We start from the raw sequence: 17,476 nt of genomic DNA on the forward strand, positions 1-17,476 counted from the left end.
TAGAGATCAGAGGCATTAAATATGATTATCAATATCTTCATTTATTTTTTGGCTAAGTTTCTGAACCTTCTCTTTAACATTTGAAACAGCTCTTTTTTGACACTTCTTATTAGAACTTCACTTTCAAAATTGAATATCTCATTTATTTCTGACTGTTCTTCATCTGTTAGGCGATGGTATTGAAGTTGTTTAGCATTTACTTCAGCAGCTACATCAATCCTAACGTACAATTTCATATTCACCTTCTGCATACTCTTGCTCCGCATAATGGCTTCCCCATTGACAGAGCTCCTGCAAGATAGGTTTAAGAGATTCTCCAAGTTCAGTGGATGAATATTCAACCTTCGGCGGTACTTGATTATACATCTTTCTGCTCACAAGTCCACTGGCTTCAAGCTCTCTAAGTGTTTGAATCAGCATTTTCTGAGTTATATTTGGGATAATGCGCTTTAATTCACTCGTTCTCTTTGGCCCATTCATTAAAAAGTATAATACAAGGCCTTTCCATTTTCCGCCAATGACTTCCTTTGTCACTTCAAACCCACAGCTAAATTTTTTCATGTCTAAAGCTCTCCATTCCACATTTATTACTTTTTAGTTACTATATCACAAAAAAGTGGGTACTTCCGATAATGTGCTTACTGAAGGATACTATATCTTGTAAGTTGTTCTTCAAGTACTTAAAGGTACTAGACGTAAAATAAAATTAATTCTAAAGGAGTGTTAAGTATGGGTAAATTTGAAGGTAAAATAGCGCTTGTAACGGGTGGAACAAGTGGGATTGGTCTTGCTGCAGCACAAAAATTTGTAAACGAAGGTGCATATGTTTATATCACGGGACGCAGACAAAACGAACTTGATAAAGCTGTTAACCAAATTGGCAAGAATGTAACCGGTGTTCAAGGTGATATTTCTAAGCTTGAAGACTTAGACAAACTATATGACATTATAAAGCAGGAAAAAGGTAAGTTGGACATTCTTTTTGCTAATGCAGGCATCGGCAACTTCCTTCCATTAGGTGAAATTACTGAAGAGCAGGTTGATAGAACGTTCGACATTAACGTTAAAGGAACCATCTTTACTGTTCAAAAAGCGTTATCACTATTCCCGGACAAAGCAGGTTCTATTATTGTAACGGGCTCTACTGCTGGATCAATTGGCAACCCAGCGTTTAGTGTATATGGAGCATCTAAAGCAGCATTAAGAGCACTAGTTCGCAACTGGATTCTTGACCTAAAAGGTACTGAAATCCGTGTAAATGTGGTTAGTCCAGGAGCTATTCTTACACCTGCATACGATGAGCTTTTTGGTGATGCACTTGAAGGAGCAATGGAAAATGCCAGAAATACTGTTCCAGCTGGAAAAGTTGGGACACCTGAAGAAGTAGCAAACGCTGTATCTTTCCTTGCTTCAGACGAAAGCAGTTACTTGACGGGTGTTGAATTGTTCGTAGATGGCGGGCTAGCACAGGTATAATTTCACTGCGCAGAGATTACAAATAGTCCCCAAAAAAGGTTAAAATCAATCGTTTGGTAAGGTGTGAAATTGGTGTGACTTCATGATTAATGTCTAGAGCAAGTACTTATGGGACAAGACTTTGACCTGCCTTTTCTTCCACGAGGACTGCGTGAACATCATCATGAATGATTTGATCGAATTAATGGACCCCGCTACATTGAAGTATGGGGCAAATTCACACCAAGAGGCGGAATCTCGATTGACCCGTATACAAACTACGGCAGACCGGGAACAAAATATGAAAAAATGGCCGAACATCGGATGATGAATCATGATATGTATCCGGAGACGATTGACAACCGTTAATTTTCAGACGGAGTACGGTCTCGGAATATAACCTAAATACCCCCGCCTTTTAAGCGGGGGTATTTTTCGTCTGTGCCGCGCAGCCAAAAAGGTGCATGATATTTGCACAGAACTTCTATAAGGAAAAGAGAGATCATTTGGAGAAAAGAAAAAGACGAGTAAACCCGGGGGGAGTGTACTCGCCGCTTCAATAAGTGACGGGTGCTGGATGGCAGCTCGTCTGTTTCATTATAAAATAGGGAACGTATGTTTGTAAAGGCCTGCGCTGTTTTTTCTCATTCGGAGCGGATCAATTGTAAAGGAATGGTCAGCATGATAGCATGTCCTGTAAAAAGAAGGAGTGTTCGTTATGGAGCCGTTAGAGTTAAACGGTGTAAGGCTGAAAATGTATGATTGTAAAGAAAGTGCGGGCAAAAACGGCCGCATGATTTCATTTGTATTGAAGGTGACCTCTGAAACGTATCATGATATTGCTGTCCTTTTGTATGAAAAAACATTTGACATCAAGGCGCCCGAGCGAGGGCTTGAATTCCGCGGTAAAATAACCAACTACCATACATCCGTCACAAATCTTTACAATAAAGATCAGACCGGTGATTTTTTTGTAGAAATGACGGAGATCTGAGTTCATTTGAAAAAGCTGCCGGGCGGCAGCTTTTGTGCGGGATATGTAAATGGTTCGGATTGTTCGAGGGGGTTTAATAGGAGTCTCTGATGATTTTATAATTCTTATGGTTGACGACAGTGAGGGAATCTAATTCAAGGTCACGATAATTATCCATGATGGTTACATCAACGATGACGGAATTTTCATTTACTTTTTCAACAATACCGGTTAATCCGTTTTTAAATTCAATGACGTTTCCAACCTTAGCAATTTTCACGAGCTTCCTCTCCTTTATCATAAATCCTGTTTGAAAATATTTTGCAGTATTTTCTTTAAGAAGTAAAGCGATATGGGTATCAGCCCGCTCAATCATTGTCCCGGCGGGGGAAAGATGGTATATTGATTTTCGGGAAAAAGCCGAGAAAAGGAGGCTGTGTTCGTTGCTGCCTGAGGAAATTTCAGAATCTATCAACCAAATGCGCACCGGTGAAATCAAAGAATTCAGGGTGCAGAAAGAACATTTTCTTGCATTTCGAGCGGTTTTGTCGAAGCAGGAAGATTTTAAGCATTTCCGCGGTATTGCCCAGCAGGGCGGGGATGTTATATTCCAGTATTTAGAACAGCCAAGAAGCTGACGGCTCCTCGCACTTGAGGAGTCTTTTTTTGTTTTTTAGTTTCTCATTTCATCTGGCTGTAACAGATGTAAACAAAATGTAAAATCCCTCCGATGGATACTTTTACTGCTATTTGGTTAATGTTGTGAAAATAATGGCTGTTTTCCTGCCAATAACAAGGCTGTTAACGAACTTCTTCCATCATAAAAGCTGATTGGGAGCACTGGAAAATCTTTAACCGTGAATTTGCGCACAGCTCTTGTTAAGGTAGTGAAGTATTTAAGGAGGAAATCGTATGACGACAAAATTTGCTGCCTTGGCTGTCTTTTTTCTATGTTTTATGCCTGCATCAAAAATTGAACATACAGAAGCTCTGTTTACTTTTGCGAAGAAGCCAAAGCAAGAACCCAGCACACTGGTTGCTGATTTAAATAAAAAAAGCTCGGTTCCGAAGCTTTCAAAAACGGATCATAAGCATTCTATCCAACCGATAAAGCTGTCATCTCACCAAGAGAAGGAAGCCAAACCGGAGGAGACGGCTTATCAGCCGCCGAAAAAAACGTATTCCCGCGCTGACAGACAACTTCTGTCGCGTCTCGTTCACGCAGAAGCGAAAGGTGAGTCTTATAAAGGGAAGGTTGCGGTAGCCAGCGTAGTGCTGAACCGCACTGAAAAAAACGGCTTCCCGGATACCATTCGGGGTGTGATCTATCAAAGGAATGCATTTGAACCGGTAGCAAACGGAAGTATTAATCAAAAGCCGGATAAGGATTCCATCGCCGCCGCAAATGAGGCGCTTGACCATCCGGGCAGAGAAACGAACGCGTTGTTTTTCTACAATCCGAAAACGGCATCTGACCACTGGATTCGTTCCCGAAAAATTATCGAACGGATCGGCAGACACGTATTTGCGATGTAAGCATAGCGGGATTAAAAATATCCCGGCTATGCTTTTTTCAATTTTGAGAAATCGAAAATATTTTCAGAACTTGTCTCATATGATGATGGAAGAACGAGAGACAAGGAGAGACACCATGAATCGATTTGTGAAAGGGATCATTCTTTTATCCATCGCCGCCTTTTTCGCGGAATGTCTGGAATTTGTCGTGAATATGATACTGGCGCGGGAGCTTGGCGAGCATGGGATGGGACTTTACATGAGCATTCTGCCCACCATTTTTTTAATTATCGTCATCGCCAGTCTGGAGCTTCCGATCTCCATTTCAAAATTCATCGCGGAATCCAATCAGAAGCTGCATGAAAGCATGCTCCGGCATGCCTTCAGAATGACCGCCGTTTTTACCGCGTTTTCAACCGCGGCCGCAAGCATCACGCTGCCGTTCATTCCTGTATTCGATACGTACCACCCGTTTATTAAAGGGATTGTCATCGGGCTGATTCCAGTCGTCGCTTTTACATCCATCGCCAGAGGTTATTTTATGGGTGTGCAGCAAATGGGAAAAATCGCGGTTGCGCATGTCTTGAAAAAAATCATTCAAGTGCTTTGTCTGTTTATCTTTTTTCAATGGTACTCTTTTGAAATTGATATGGCCGTGCTCATTTCGTTATTTGTGCTGGTCGCAAGCGATGTCGTGGTGTTCGTTTACTTGTATACGCAGTTTATTTTGGCGCGGAGGGCGCTTTCCGGCCATCAGCACATTCATCTTCGCGGGAAAGACGTGCGGAAACGCCTCCTGGCCGTATCCATCCCGACAACGGGACTTCGTATATTTCATGCGGTGACGAACGCCATTGAACCCTTTTTAGTGAAAGGAGCGCTGCTGGCGTCCGGGGCAGCCGGGACAGCCGCGATTGATCAATACGGCATGCTTGCCGGTGTAGCAATGACAATCGGTTCGTTTCCCGCATTTATCGCCCATTCGCTGATGGTCGTCATGATTCCCAGCATTTCAGAAGCGTATGCGCTGTCCCAATATGATATTGTGCTGAAACGGCTGAGACAAGCGATTTTTATTACATTCGGCTACGGCATTCCGGCAGTCTGGGTCATGTTTCAGTTCGCGGGCCCGCTGACCCATTTGTTTTTTCAGTCTCCGGAAGCGCAGTATTATTTGCAGCTTTTGTGGCCGTTTTTTCTTTTTCATCTGTTTGTGATGCCGCTTCAGGCCTGTCTGATCGGTATCGGCCACGTGAAAACGGCGTTTTATCATAACGTATGGAGCAGCATTGTAGGGCTTTCGATGATGTATGTGCTCGGTTCTATGCCGGAATTGCAAATGCTCGGCATTATACTCGGCATGAATACCGGCATGATTCTTCTGACAAGTTTACATTACGCGACGATCTGCAAAGACCTCGGTGTCTCCGTGTTTTTGACGGGCGGCGGAAGAACAGCGCCCCGGATCGAAAGCTGAAAAGGCTGATACATTTCAATAAGGAAGGGCAAGCTATCCGAAACGCGTGAAAGGAAGATCATATGCATAAAAACCGCCTAATTGTATGTGCAGTCCTTTTGATAGCTGCCGCCGTCTGGATGCCTGAAGCAAAAGCCTCATCAGAAAAACAGGCAGTTCCTGCCGTGTTTCTGATGAAGACGATTGAAGGAGACGAGATATCGATTCCGAATAAAGGGCAGAAAACGATTTTGCATTTTTGGACATCGTGGTGTCCGCCGTGCAAAAAAGAACTGCCGCAGTTCCAAACGTTTTTTGAACAGCATCAGTCCGATGATGTAAGCCTTGTAACGGTAAATTTGATGAATGCCGAGCGAAACAAAAATACCGTTCAAAACTTTGTCAGTCAGCATCATCTCACTTTCCCGATTGTTCTTGACACGAAAGGCGAGCTTATGAAGGAATACGATGTCATGACGATTCCCACGTCATTTCTGCTGAATGAAAAAGGAGAAATCGAAAAAAAGATCGTCGGTCCGATGACCGCCTCACAATTAAAAGAATGGTCAGAGAAATAAAAAGGTGCGGGAGGAATTCCTCCCGCACCTTTTTTGCATATAATGAACAGCTGAAGAAACACTAATGATAATTATTATCAAAAAGAAATTAAAACAATTATAATTGAAATCTTCCGCCGGCATGCTATAATAAAGAAAACACTGCGATAACACTGTGAAAATGCTGCCTGTCAGGCGGCTGTTTTGCTTTTATCGGGGAATTGAAGATGATTTGCGTTCTCAATTAGAGAGGAGAATTCATAATGAATGAACAAGTGATGACACAAACCCATTCACAACAGCACATACAAGAAGAGCGGGCCGGAAAAAAGTGGCTCCAGCATGCAGAACTCATTGCGGCGCTCGTATCCGGCGTCCTTATTCTTGCGGCCTGGTTTTTTACCGAAACAAAAGGCCTGTCCGTCACTTTGTATATCCTAGCCTTCCTGATCGGGGGATTTGCAAAAGCGAAAGAGGGAATTGAGGATACCATTGAGACGAAGGCGTTAAATGTGGAACTGCTGATGATTTTTGCGGCTGTCGGCTCCGCCCTGATCGGTTATTGGGCTGAAGGCGCTGTTCTTATCTTTATTTTTTCGTTAAGCGGCGCGCTCGAAACATATACGATGAATAAAAGCAGCCGTGATTTAACCTCTTTAATGAAACTGGAACCGGAGGAAGCGACACTGCTTGCGGACGGACGGGAAAAGCGGGTGCCGGCTGCTGAACTTAAGATCGGTGACATGATCGTCATTAAGCCGGGCGAACGCGTAGCAGCAGACGGGATCATTGAGTCTGGCGTGACGAGCCTCGATGAATCGGCGCTTACGGGTGAAGCGATGCCGGCGGAAAAAACAGCCGGAGATTCTGTGTTTACAGGAACGGTAAACGGAAACGGCTCCTTAACGGTCCGTGTGACGAAAACAAATGAACAGTCTTTATTCAGAAAAATCATCCGGCTGGTGGAATCAGCCCAAAACAGCGTGTCACCGGCTCAGGCATTTATTGAACGATTCGAAAGTGTCTATGTAAAAGGCGTGCTGTTAGCCGTGGCTTTGCTTTTATTCATTCCTCATTTCGCTTTAGGCTGGAGCTGGAGTGAAACCTTTTACAGGGCGATGGTGTTTATGGTGGTCGCCTCCCCGTGCGCGCTTGTCGCTTCTATTATGCCCGCTGCGCTTTCCCTTATCTCAAATGGGGCCCGCAACGGATTATTGGTTAAAGGAAGTGTGTTTTTAGAGCAGCTGGGAAGCGTCCGGATGATCGCTTTTGACAAAACCGGCACGGTCACAAAGGGACAGCCGGCAGTCGCGGCGTTTCAAGCTGCGGAACATGTGAATGAAGATGAGATCATCCAAGCGGTGTATGCGATGGAAAAGCAATCAAGCCACCCGCTTGCAAAAGCGATAGCTGAATTTGCCGAAAGCCGGGGCGCCGTGCCCGCAGGACATCTATCGATTGACGAGACGTCCGGATTCGGTGTTCAGGCTGAAATAGAAGGCGTCAAATGGATGGTCGGAAAAGCGGGGTTTGCAGGTGAAGATGCGGCAGATGCTTTTTTGCAGACATCGGGAAAAGAATTAAAGGATAAAGGTTTTACACTGGTCTTTGTTAAAAAAGATGACCGGATTGCGGGCTGCTTTGCCTTAAAGGATCAAATCCGACCTGAAGCCAAAGCCGTGATGGCTGAGCTTGAATCACTGGGCATTCAAACAGCCATGCTCACCGGCGATCAGTCTGAAACTGCGGCTGCCATTGCAAAAGAGGCGGGAATGACGACGGTTGTTGCCGATTGTCTGCCGGACCAAAAGGCAAAAGAAGTGAAGAAGCTGAAAGAAACGTACGGCACAATCGCCATGGTGGGGGACGGCATTAATGACGCGCCCGCTCTGAAAACCGCTGACGTCGGTATTGCGATGGGCGGGGGAACGGACGTGGCCCTTGAAACGGCTGACTTAGTCCTTATGAAAAATGATCTTCACAAGCTTGTGAAAATGTGCAGACTCTCAAGGAAAATGAACCGGATTATTAAGCAGAATATTGTTTTCTCGCTCTCGGTCATCTGCCTTTTGATCTGCGCTAACTTTCTGCAGGTGATGGAACTGCCGTTTGGCGTGATCGGGCATGAGGGGAGCACGATTCTGGTCATACTGAACGGACTGAGATTATTAAAATAAACATGACAGCCGCACATCGGGCGGCTGTTTTTTTAATGTTCGTTCACAGCATAAACGCCGGAAAACTGATAGAATGAATAAAGAGTCACTTTGGTAAGGAGGAAAAGCAAAAAATGAACAGATTAGAACGTGTTTCATCTTGGCTGAAAAAAGAAGGACATGATGCGGCATTTATACATACAAAGGAAAACGTATTTTATTTAACTGATTTTTACACGGATCCGCATGAGCGGTTAATGGGATTGTTCCTGTTTCAGGAACAGGAGCCGTTTTTCGTTTGTCCGGGAATGGAAGCCGGACAAGCCCGAAGCGCCGGGTGGGAGCATGGTATTATCGGCTACGGCGATCACGAAGATCCGTGGGAGCTGATCAAAGCCGAGCTCACAAAACGAAATGTGCGGCTTGATTCCATCGCGGTTGAAAAGGATTCGATCTCTCTTTCCCGTTCAGAACAGCTTAAACAAGCTTCAGGGGGCGCGGCCTTTGTTTCGGCAGAAGAAACGCTCAACCAATTCCGTCTCGTAAAAGATGAGAAGGAAATCAGCATTCTCAGGGAAGCGGCAAAACTCGCGGATTACGGAGTTGAAGTCGGTGTCGCGGCGCTTAAAGAGGGTGTGAGTGAAACCGAAGTACTCGCGCAGATTGAGTTTGAGCTGAAGAAAAAAGGTGTGCAGGGCATGTCATTTTCAACGATGGTGCTGTTCGGGGAAAAATCAGGCCAGCCCCATGGGAATCCGGGTGCAGACCGGTTGAAAAAAGGCGATTTCGTTCTGTTTGATCTGGGCGTTATTCTTGACGGCTACTGTTCAGACATTACGAGAACATTCGCATACCAATCAATCAGCCCGAAACAGGAAAAGATTTACGAAACGGTGCTTAAAGCTGAACAGGCGGCGCTTCAATTAAGCAAGCCAGGTGTCAGAATCGGCGATCTTGATTTAAAAGCCCGCGGCATTATTGAAAAAGCCGGATACGGAGACTATTTCCCGCACCGCCTCGGCCACGGACTCGGGATTTCGGTTCACGAATATCCATCAATGAGCAGCGCGAACGACACACTCCTCAAAGAAGGCATGGTCTACACGATAGAACCGGGGATTTACGTGCCGGATGTCGGCGGCGTGCGTATTGAAGACGATGTGTTCGTCACAAAAGACGGCGCCGAAGCATTAACGCAGTATCCGAAAGAATTAACGATCCTGAAATAGAAAGCTTTGTGATAAAAAAGGACGTTTCTGGAACGCAGCGTCCTTTTTTATCACCTTTTAAATGAAAAAATCATCAAAATGCTGAAATGGTTTGATTTCATGCTTTTCATTCAGGGGCCGCAGGGCAAGGTAACTGCCGCCGAGTATGGCCAGACACAAACCGATTAAGCAAAGAATCCCCATCGCTGTTCTTCTCCTTTCAAACGAATAGGATGTATCTGTTTCTAGCTTACTGTATGAAACGCATTCCAGATCAAGGGAAAAAAAGAAAGGGGGGACGCAATGGCTACGATCAGAGACATTGCCGGCGCTGCCGGGGTTTCTGTTACAACGGTATCAAGAGTTTTAAACGATCATCCTTATGTAAGTAAGGACAAAAGAGAAAGAGTGAAAAAAGCGATGCAATCGCTCGGATATACGCGCAACATTCATGCTGTGCATTTATCCAAAGGTTTTTCCGATATGATCGGCGTTGTGCTTCCGTCGGTGAATCTTCCGTATTTTGCAGACCTTGTTGCAGGTATTGCCGAGGCTGCCGAAGCGTCAGGCGTGCATCTTTCTTTATACCAGACAGATTATCAGCAGCAAAAAGAATGTTTTGCCTTATCACAATTACAGGAGCGCCAAGTGGACGGCCTGATTATCTGCTCCAAAGCAATTCCTGATGAGCATCTGCTTACCTTGAAAGAACCGCTCATCCTCTGCCAGTACACTGATGCGGCAGGGCTTTCCTCCATCAGTAATCCGCATCGGGAAGCATTTCGGCACGGTCTGGATTATCTGATAGAAAAGGGACACCGGAAAATAGCGATCAGCCTGGCCAGAAAAAAGGGAAAAAACAGTCAAGTCCGCATCGCCGCATACAAAGAGGCGCTGAATAAGACCGGGCAGCCTTACAGAGAAGAGCTGGTTGTGGAAAAGGCGCTGACGCTGCTTGATGGGAAAGCCCTTTTTCATAGATGGAAGAGCTGGGATGACAAACCGACTGCGCTGTTTGCGGCGAATGATCAAGTATCCGCAGGTCTTTACCTTGAAGCCAAGGCAAATGGGACGCGCATCCCGGAAGAGCTTGCGATTTTGAGCATCGACAATCATGATATCAGCAAGATGTTAGGTATTTCTACAATAGATATACAAACAAAAGAAATGGGAAAGCAGGCTTTTCACATGCTTGAGAACCGGATCAGCGGCGGGCCTCCGGCAAGGAAAGTTCTTGATTACCGCCTTATTGAACGATCAACCGTCTAAAAAAAGAATTGACGCGCTTTCCGTTCGTTTTGTACGATATGATGTATTGAATGACAAAGGAGCTGAGGATCATGAAGGGGTCCTTTACAGTTGAAAAGGTATTAAATAACAATGTGCTCATCGCAACACATGATAGATACAATGAGGTCGTCTTAATCGGAAAAGGGATCGGCTTTGGAAAAAAACAAGCGGATGTCATTGAAGATAAAGGGTATGACAAGATGTTCATCTTAAAGGATGAAAAAGAACAAAAACAATTTAAAAAGCTCCTCGGTTATGTGGACGAGACACTTGTCGACATCTCCAATGACGTCATTTATCATATCAAGAAGCGGACAAGCCAACCGTTAAATGAGCACATCCATATTGCGCTGACTGACCATATCGCCTTTGCGGTAAAGCGGCTGCAGCAGGGTTTTGACATTAAAAACCCGTTTCTCATGGAAACCGAAACGCTTTATCCGGAAGAATTCCAAATTGCCCGTGAAGTCGTCGGCATGATTAATGAAAAGACGGGAATCTGCCTTCCGGAAGGAGAGATCGGCTTTATCGCTCTGCATATCCACTCCGCCCTGAGTAATCGGCCCCTTTCAGAGGTCAATCAGCATTCACAGCTGATGTCCCGGCTCGTTCAGGTGATTGAGGAATCTTTCCAGATGAAAGTGAATAAAGAAAGCGTCCACTATTTGCGGCTGATCCGGCATATCAGATTTACCATAGACAGGATTAATCGGGAAGAGCAGACAAAAGAACCAGAAAAGTTAATGTTATTATTGAAAAATGAATACCCGCTATGCTACAATACTGCTTGGAAACTGATAAAAATCTTGCAGCAAATACTGAAAAAACCAGTTCATGAGGCGGAAGCGGTTTATCTCACGCTTCATTTGTACCGATTAACCAATAAAATTTCATAATTTCAGTTGAAACCTTAAAAACGTGTCACTGATTCGATCAGGCATGAGTGATTGAGGGTAAAAAACGGGAAGAACGATCCCGTTATTTTGCACACCCTTTTTACTCATGCCTTTTTTGTTGTGTAAAAGGGCAAATGTAAACGGTTAAACTGAAGACTTGCGCCAGTGAATTCGTTGTCATGAATTTTCGCTGTAAGGTCACACTAGCTAACAGAGGAGGTACATCTTTTATGTTTAAAGCATTATTCGGCGTTCTCCAGAAAATCGGCCGTGCTCTTATGCTTCCGGTTGCGATTTTACCGGCTGCGGGGATCTTGCTTGCGTTAGGGAATGCCATGCAGAACAAAGATATGATTCAAGTCATGCATTTCTTAAGCAATGATAACGTTCAGCTTGTGGCGAACGTCATGGAAAGCGCCGGCCAAATCGTATTTGACAACCTGCCGCTTCTTTTTGCAGTAGGAGTTGCGATCGGCCTTGCCAACGGAGACGGTGTTGCCGGAATCGCGGCTATTATCGGATACTTGGTCATGAACGTATCCATGAGCGCCGTGCTTATGGCAAACGGCAGTATTCCGTCTGACAAAATTGAACGGGCAAAGTTTTTTGCGGAAAACCATCCGGCCTATATTAACATGCTGGGGATACCTACTTTGGCGACGGGCGTGTTCGGCGGTATTATCGTCGGGGTTCTGGCCGCGTTATTGTTCAACAAGTTTTATAAAATTGAACTTCCGCAGTACCTCGGATTCTTTGCGGGTAAGCGGTTCGTCCCGATTATCACATCAATTTCCGCATTAATTCTCGGTCTTATTATGTTAGTGATCTGGCCTCCGATCCAGCACGGTCTGAATTCCTTCTCCACGGGTCTTGTGGAAGCGAATCCAACCTTGGCGGCCTTTATTTTCGGGATGATTGAGCGGTCATTGATTCCGTTCGGTCTTCATCACATTTTCTACTCGCCGTTCTGGTATGAATTTTTCAGTTATAAAGATGCCGCAGGAGACATCATCCGCGGAGATCAGCGGATTTTCATGGCTCAGATCAAAGACGGCGTACAGCTGACGGCGGGAACATTTATGACGGGGAAATATCCGTTTATGATGTTCGGTCTTCCGGCGGCAGCGCTTGCAATCTATCATGAAGCGAAGCCTGAAAAGAAAAAACTTGTAGCCGGAATCATGGGTTCTGCCGCTCTGACAAGTTTCTTAACGGGAATTACCGAGCCGCTTGAATTCTCATTCTTGTTTGTGGCTCCTATCCTGTTTGCGATTCACTGCGTATTCGCGGGACTTTCCTTTATGGTCATGCAGCTGCTGCATGTAAAAATCGGCATGACCTTCTCAGGCGGTCTGATTGACTACTTCCTGTTCGGAATTCTGCCTAACCGGACGGCTTGGTGGCTTGTCATTCCGGTCGGCTTAGGATTAGCCGTCATTTACTACTTCGGTTTCCGGTTTGCGATCAGAAAGTTCAATCTGAAAACGCCGGGCCGTGAAGAAGAGGCTGCGGATGAAGGTGCGGGCGCCTCAGGCGAAGCCGGCGACCTTCCTTATGAAATCCTGCAGGCAATGGGTGATCAGGAAAACATTAAGCACCTTGACGCTTGTATCACGAGACTCCGCGTTACGGTCAACGACCAGAAGAAAGTGGATAAGACTCGTTTGAAACAGCTTGGCGCCTCAGGCGTTCTTGAAGTCGGAAACAACATTCAGGCCATTTTCGGCCCGCGTTCTGACGGTTTAAAAACACAGATGCAGGATATTATCGCCGGACGCACGCCGCGCCCTGAACCGAAAGTATCCGCACAAGAAGAAGTCAGCCAGCAGGTTGAAGAGGTTATCGCAGATCCGCTCCGAAACGAGCAGGGTGAAGAAGTGTTCGCTTCTCCGATCACCGGCGAAATCCATCCGATTACCGATGTGCCTGACCAGGTGTTCTCAGGAAAAATGATGGGCGACGGTTTTGCGATTCTTCCTGAAGAAGGAATCGTCGTATCGCCTGTCCGCGGAAAAGTGCTGAATGTTTTCCCGACAAAACATGCGATCGGCCTTCAGTCTGACGGCGGAAGAGAGATCCTGATTCATTTCGGAATCGACACAGTCAGCCTGAAAGGCGAAGGATTCACTTCTTTTGTTTCTGAGGGTGACCGGGTTGAACCGGGACAAAAGCTGCTTGAAGTTGATCTTGAAGCGGTTAAACCTCATGTTCCTTCATTAATGACACCGATTGTCTTTACAAATCTTGCCGAGGGTGAAGCGATTTCCCTTTCGGCCGAAGGTACCGTAAAACGGGAACAAAAAGATATTGTGAAAATCGGAAAATAAGCATATAAATACGCCGTGCTTGTCAGATGACAAGTACGGCTGTATGATATAATATTGTGTAGTAAAATAGCTTTAATTTAAAGGAGAATGATAATCATGGCACAAAAAACATTTAAAGTAACAGCAGATTCCGGAATCCACGCTCGTCCTGCGACAGTTCTTGTACAGACTGCAAGCAAATACGATGCTGACGTAAACTTAGAATATAACGGCAAAACAGTAAACCTTAAGTCAATCATGGGCGTTATGTCTCTAGGTATTGCTAAAGGCGCTGAAATCACAATTTCCGCTTCAGGCGCTGACGAAAACGATGCTCTTAACGCTTTAGAAGAAACAATGAAAAGCGAAGGACTCGGCGAGTAATGCAAGAATTAAAAGGAATAGGCGCTTCAGCCGGAATTGCGATTGCGAAAGCATACCGGCTTGAAGAGCCGGACTTAACGGTTGAAAAGAAAAACATTGCTGATGCTGCGGCTGAAGTAAGCCGTTTTGATGAAGCGATTGTACGTTCTAAAGAAGAGCTTGAAAAAATTAAAGAGCATGCTTTAAAAGAACTGGGACAAGATAAAGCTGACATTTTCTCCGCGCACCTTTTAGTTCTGAGTGATCCTGAGCTGTTGAACCCGGTAAAGGAGAAAATCAGCGCAGATTCAGTCAATGCTGAATTCGCTTTGAAAGAAACAGCTTCCATGTTCGTTACTATGTTTGAATCAATGGATAACGAATACATGAAAGAGCGTGCGGCGGATATCCGCGACGTAACAAAACGTGTGACGGGGCACCTGCTGGGCGTGGAAATTCCGAACCCGAGCATGATCTCAGAAGAGGTTGTTATCGTGGCTGAAGATTTGACACCGTCTGATACGGCGCAATTAAACCGCCAGTTTGTAAAAGGTTTTACAACTGATATCGGCGGACGCACTTCACACTCCGCGATCATGGCCCGTTCGCTTGAAATTCCGGCTGTCGTCGGCACAAAAGCGGCTACAGGGACAATTGAAAACGGTGTTACGGTAATCGTAGACGGCATCGATGGTGATGTGATCATCGATCCTTCCAGTGAAACGTTAAAGAAATATGAAGAAAAGCACAGTGCTTACCTGGCGCAAAAAGCTGAGTGGGCGAAGCTCGTCAATGAACCGACTGTTTCAAAAGACGGCCATCATGTAGAGCTTGCCGCAAACATCGGCACCCCGGATGATGTAAAAGGCGTTCTTGAAAACGGAGGAGAAGCTGTAGGGCTTTACCGTACGGAATTCCTTTACATGGGACGCGACCAGCTTCCGACGGAAGACGAGCAGTTTGACGCTTATAAAACGGTTCTTGAGCGTATGGAAGGAAAATCAGTTGTCGTTCGGACATTGGATATCGGCGGCGACAAAGAGCTTCCTTACCTGCAGCTCCCTAAAGAAATGAACCCGTTCTTAGGCTACAGAGCCATCCGCCTTTGCCTTGAAGAGCAAGAAATCTTCAGAACTCAGCTTCGTGCGCTGCTTCGTGCAAGTACATACGGAAACTTAAAAATCATGTTCCCGATGATTGCGACAGTAAACGAGTTTAAACAGGCGAAAGCGATTCTTCTCGAAGAAAAAGAAAAACTCGTCGAAGCCGGCGTAGCGGTTTCTGACGATATTGAAGTCGGTATGATGGTAGAGATTCCGTCTACAGCCGTTATCGCAGATCAGTTTGCCGCAGAAGTTGACTTCTTCAGTATCGGAACAAATGACTTGATCCAATACACGATGGCTGCTGACCGCATGAACGAGCGCGTAGCTTATCTGTATCAGCCATACAATCCGGCGATTCTCCGTCTGATCACCCTTGTTATTGAAGCCGCTCACAAAGAGGGCAAATGGGTCGGCATGTGCGGAGAAATGGCGGGAGACGAAATTGCGATTCCGATTCTTCTCGGCTTAGGCTTAGATGAGTTCTCGATGAGCGCTACATCCATCCTTCCGGCAAGAACGCAGATCAGCAAGCTTTCTAAAAAAGAAGCTGAATCATTCAAAGAAACAATCTTGTCTATGAGCACGACAGAAGAGGTTGTCGCATTCGTTAAAGAAACATTCAATAAGTAATACAAAAGCCAGACGGTGTAAGCCGTCTGGTTTTTTTCATATTCGGAAAAAAGGGGGGAACAATAATTTTCAACAGGAGGGATTATCATGACAAAATCATTTGCAGCGGGGGATACGGTCTATGTGATTTACCGCAATCCGCATGCCGCCAATGTTGCCCATATTAAAGAGGCGGAGATCGTCCATCACCCGTATCATGAGGGAGAATTGTCTCTGTTTTTATACGAAACCTATCATCCGCTGGCCGAAGATGACGCGGTCTTTTCGACATATGAGGAAGCGGAAGCGCTTTACAGCGAGCTTTTTGAAGAAGACCGGTATCATTGATCAAAGGAAATGTTTACAACGCATATTCACTCTCTTTTAAACGGAAAGTAACAACATGAGAATATGTAAAGGGAGTGTCTGTCTATGCTGAAGCCGTTTGTGCCCCAGCTTGTTTATATTGAACCGAGAGCGCTCGAATACCCGTTAGGCCAAGAGCTGAAAAATAAGTTTGAAAACATGGGGCTTGAGATCAGAGAAACGACATCGCATAATCAAGTCCGGAATATTCCGGGAAAAAATCACTTGCAGCAATACCGGAACGCGAAATCAACATTGGTAATCGGCGTCCGGAAAACACTGAAATTCGATTCTTCAAAGCCGTCCGCCGAATATGCCATTCCATTTGCGACGGGCTGTATGGGGCATTGCCACTATTGCTACCTGCAGACGACGATGGGGTCAAAGCCCTACATCCGGACATATGTCAATGTGGAAGAGATTCTGGATCAGGCTGATGAGTATATGAAAGAACGGGCGCCGGAATTTACAAGATTTGAAGCCTCTTGTACGTCTGATATCGTAGGAATCGATCATCTGACACATACATTAAAAAGAGCCATTGAACATTTCGGACAAAGCGAATTGGGACAGCTCAGATTCGTGACTAAATTTCACCACGTCGATCATTTGCTTGATGCAAAACATAACGGAAAGACTAGGTTCAGATTCAGCATCAATGCGGATTATGTCATTAAAAACTTTGAACCGGGAACTTCTCCGCTCGACAAACGGATAGAAGCCGCCGTCAAAGTCGCTAAAGCGGGCTATCCGCTCGGTTTCATCGTGGCGCCGATTTATATTCACGATGGCTGGGAGGAAGGCTATAAGGAGCTGTTTGAGAAACTGGATGCGGCGCTTGATGAAGACGTTCGGCATGACATCACATTTGAACTGATCCAGCATCGTTTTACAAAACCGGCCAAACGGGTGATTGAGAAGAACTATCCGAAAACAAAGCTTGAGCTTGATGAAGAAAAGCGCAGGTACAAATGGGGACGCTACGGAATCGGCAAATATATATACCAAAAAGACGAAGAACATGCCTTAAGGGAAACACTCGAATCTTATATCGAAACCTATTTTCCGAAAGCAAAAATCGAATATTTTACGTAAGGCGGAGCTGTCGGCATGACGGCTCTTTTTTTTGCTGCGCCAAATGACGGAAATGTTTGATATTTATTTCAAGATTTATTCATTTTCTTGGCCGAAAGACCGATATAACTCTCAGGAGGGGATGG

Annotated in this window: 18 protein-coding genes and 1 pseudogene; 16 read left to right on the forward strand and 3 right to left on the reverse strand. The window is 45.3% G+C overall.

Features of this window, described 5'->3' with window-relative positions; genetic code table 11:
• Positions 1 to 219: 219 nt before the first annotated feature.
• Positions 220 to 561 carry a winged helix-turn-helix transcriptional regulator gene (locus SB847_RS02545; protein WP_007611023.1) on the reverse strand — a complete coding sequence of 114 codons (342 nt, stop codon included), beginning with the start codon at positions 559 to 561 and terminating at the stop codon, positions 220 to 222.
• A gap of 168 nt (positions 562 to 729) precedes the next feature.
• Between SB847_RS02545 and SB847_RS02550 the strand changes: the two genes are divergently transcribed.
• From SB847_RS02550 to SB847_RS02560, 3 genes and pseudogenes are all read left to right on the forward strand, one after another.
• Complete coding sequence (locus SB847_RS02550) at positions 730 to 1,476, forward strand: SDR family NAD(P)-dependent oxidoreductase (protein WP_410562564.1); 747 nt, start codon at positions 730 to 732, stop codon at positions 1,474 to 1,476.
• Between the two features lie 136 nt (positions 1,477 to 1,612).
• A pseudogene (locus tag SB847_RS02555) lies at positions 1,613 to 1,824 on the forward strand (tunnelling fold family protein); the annotation flags it as partial.
• Between the two features lie 349 nt (positions 1,825 to 2,173).
• Complete coding sequence (locus SB847_RS02560) at positions 2,174 to 2,449, forward strand: DUF3219 family protein (RefSeq protein ID WP_032874712.1); 276 nt, start codon at positions 2,174 to 2,176, stop codon at positions 2,447 to 2,449.
• Positions 2,450 to 2,522: 73 nt separating this feature from the next.
• Here the strand turns inward: SB847_RS02560 and SB847_RS02565 are convergent, their stop codons facing one another.
• A complete protein-coding gene (locus tag SB847_RS02565; RefSeq protein WP_003154669.1) occupies positions 2,523 to 2,708 on the reverse strand; it encodes a YkvS family protein in 186 nt (61 codons plus the stop codon).
• 163 nt (positions 2,709 to 2,871) lie between these two features.
• On the opposite strand from SB847_RS02565, the gene SB847_RS02570 reads away from it, so the two are divergent.
• From SB847_RS02570 to SB847_RS02595, 6 genes are all read left to right on the forward strand, one after another.
• Entirely contained in the window at positions 2,872 to 3,066 is a 195-nt protein-coding gene (locus SB847_RS02570) for a hypothetical protein (protein WP_029325879.1), read from the forward strand.
• Between the two features lie 274 nt (positions 3,067 to 3,340).
• On the forward strand, positions 3,341 to 3,964 hold the full coding sequence (locus tag SB847_RS02575; RefSeq protein ID WP_007611030.1) for a cell wall hydrolase: 624 nt from the start codon (positions 3,341 to 3,343) through the stop codon (positions 3,962 to 3,964).
• A gap of 115 nt (positions 3,965 to 4,079) precedes the next feature.
• A complete protein-coding gene (locus tag SB847_RS02580; RefSeq protein WP_410562558.1) occupies positions 4,080 to 5,420 on the forward strand; it encodes a polysaccharide biosynthesis protein in 1,341 nt (446 codons plus the stop codon).
• A 62-nt stretch (positions 5,421 to 5,482) separates the two neighbouring features.
• Positions 5,483 to 5,977, forward strand: coding sequence for an endospore biogenesis thiol-disulfide oxidoreductase StoA (gene stoA / locus SB847_RS02585; RefSeq protein WP_317986214.1), 495 nt, complete (start codon positions 5,483 to 5,485; stop codon positions 5,975 to 5,977).
• Between the two features lie 242 nt (positions 5,978 to 6,219).
• Positions 6,220 to 8,133, forward strand: a complete 1,914-nt coding sequence (locus SB847_RS02590; protein WP_410562556.1) for a heavy metal translocating P-type ATPase — start codon at positions 6,220 to 6,222, stop codon at positions 8,131 to 8,133.
• A 113-nt stretch (positions 8,134 to 8,246) separates the two neighbouring features.
• Entirely contained in the window at positions 8,247 to 9,341 is a 1,095-nt protein-coding gene (locus SB847_RS02595; protein WP_310526627.1) for a M24 family metallopeptidase, read from the forward strand.
• Positions 9,342 to 9,398: 57 nt separating this feature from the next.
• Here SB847_RS02595 and SB847_RS02600 read toward each other — a convergent pair whose 3' ends face one another.
• A complete protein-coding gene (locus tag SB847_RS02600; RefSeq protein WP_257720512.1) occupies positions 9,399 to 9,524 on the reverse strand; it encodes a hypothetical protein in 126 nt (41 codons plus the stop codon).
• A 99-nt stretch (positions 9,525 to 9,623) separates the two neighbouring features.
• On the opposite strand from SB847_RS02600, the gene SB847_RS02605 reads away from it, so the two are divergent.
• The 7 genes from SB847_RS02605 (at position 9,624) to splB (ending at position 17,351) form a co-directional block, all read left to right on the forward strand.
• On the forward strand, positions 9,624 to 10,589 hold the full coding sequence (locus SB847_RS02605) for a LacI family DNA-binding transcriptional regulator (RefSeq protein ID WP_410562553.1): 966 nt from the start codon (positions 9,624 to 9,626) through the stop codon (positions 10,587 to 10,589).
• Between the two features lie 50 nt (positions 10,590 to 10,639).
• Positions 10,640 to 11,506 (forward strand): glucose PTS transporter transcription antiterminator GlcT, encoded by an 867-nt coding sequence (gene glcT / locus SB847_RS02610; RefSeq protein WP_007611051.1) that lies wholly within the window; start codon positions 10,640 to 10,642, stop codon positions 11,504 to 11,506.
• A 230-nt stretch (positions 11,507 to 11,736) separates the two neighbouring features.
• Positions 11,737 to 13,833, forward strand: a complete 2,097-nt coding sequence (gene ptsG / locus SB847_RS02615) for a glucose-specific PTS transporter subunit IIBC (protein ID WP_003154656.1) — start codon at positions 11,737 to 11,739, stop codon at positions 13,831 to 13,833.
• Positions 13,834 to 13,929: 96 nt separating this feature from the next.
• Positions 13,930 to 14,196, forward strand: coding sequence for a phosphocarrier protein HPr (locus SB847_RS02620; RefSeq protein WP_003154654.1), 267 nt, complete (start codon positions 13,930 to 13,932; stop codon positions 14,194 to 14,196).
• Positions 14,196 to 15,911, forward strand: coding sequence for a phosphoenolpyruvate--protein phosphotransferase (ptsP, locus tag SB847_RS02625; protein WP_007611069.1), 1,716 nt, complete (start codon positions 14,196 to 14,198; stop codon positions 15,909 to 15,911). The genes SB847_RS02620 and ptsP overlap by 1 nt, the downstream gene beginning before the upstream one ends.
• An 87-nt stretch (positions 15,912 to 15,998) precedes the next feature.
• Positions 15,999 to 16,238, forward strand: a complete 240-nt coding sequence (splA, locus tag SB847_RS02630; protein WP_003154646.1) for a splAB operon transcriptional regulator SplA — start codon at positions 15,999 to 16,001, stop codon at positions 16,236 to 16,238.
• Positions 16,239 to 16,322: 84 nt separating this feature from the next.
• Entirely contained in the window at positions 16,323 to 17,351 is a 1,029-nt protein-coding gene (gene splB / locus SB847_RS02635) for a spore photoproduct lyase (RefSeq protein ID WP_003154644.1), read from the forward strand.
• Positions 17,352 to 17,476 lie beyond the last annotated feature (125 nt).

This window comes from Bacillus sp. SIMBA_026 (assembly GCF_046535335.1).
GTDB lineage: Bacteria > Bacillota > Bacilli > Bacillales > Bacillaceae > Bacillus > Bacillus velezensis.

Coding starts and splice junctions, on each gene's coding strand:
- SB847_RS02595 (WP_310526627.1), top strand. CDS start 8,247: ATGAACAGATTAGAACGTGTTTCATCTTGGCTGAAAAAAGAAGGACAT.
- SB847_RS02590 (WP_410562556.1), top strand. CDS start 6,220: ATGAATGAACAAGTGATGACACAAACCCATTCACAACAGCACATACAA.
- glcT (WP_007611051.1), top strand. CDS start 10,640: ATGACAAAGGAGCTGAGGATCATGAAGGGGTCCTTTACAGTTGAAAAG.
- SB847_RS02605 (WP_410562553.1), top strand. CDS start 9,624: ATGGCTACGATCAGAGACATTGCCGGCGCTGCCGGGGTTTCTGTTACA.
- SB847_RS02560 (WP_032874712.1), top strand. CDS start 2,174: ATGGAGCCGTTAGAGTTAAACGGTGTAAGGCTGAAAATGTATGATTGT.
- splA (WP_003154646.1), top strand. CDS start 15,999: ATGACAAAATCATTTGCAGCGGGGGATACGGTCTATGTGATTTACCGC.
- SB847_RS02620 (WP_003154654.1), top strand. CDS start 13,930: ATGGCACAAAAAACATTTAAAGTAACAGCAGATTCCGGAATCCACGCT.
- SB847_RS02545 (WP_007611023.1), bottom strand. CDS start 561: ATGAAAAAATTTAGCTGTGGGTTTGAAGTGACAAAGGAAGTCATTGGC.
- ptsG (WP_003154656.1), top strand. CDS start 11,737: ATGTTTAAAGCATTATTCGGCGTTCTCCAGAAAATCGGCCGTGCTCTT.
- ptsP (WP_007611069.1), top strand. CDS start 14,196: ATGCAAGAATTAAAAGGAATAGGCGCTTCAGCCGGAATTGCGATTGCG.
- splB (WP_003154644.1), top strand. CDS start 16,323: ATGCTGAAGCCGTTTGTGCCCCAGCTTGTTTATATTGAACCGAGAGCG.
- SB847_RS02600 (WP_257720512.1), bottom strand. CDS start 9,524: ATGGGGATTCTTTGCTTAATCGGTTTGTGTCTGGCCATACTCGGCGGC.
- SB847_RS02575 (WP_007611030.1), top strand. CDS start 3,341: ATGACGACAAAATTTGCTGCCTTGGCTGTCTTTTTTCTATGTTTTATG.
- SB847_RS02580 (WP_410562558.1), top strand. CDS start 4,080: ATGAATCGATTTGTGAAAGGGATCATTCTTTTATCCATCGCCGCCTTT.
- SB847_RS02550 (WP_410562564.1), top strand. CDS start 730: ATGGGTAAATTTGAAGGTAAAATAGCGCTTGTAACGGGTGGAACAAGT.
- stoA (WP_317986214.1), top strand. CDS start 5,483: ATGCATAAAAACCGCCTAATTGTATGTGCAGTCCTTTTGATAGCTGCC.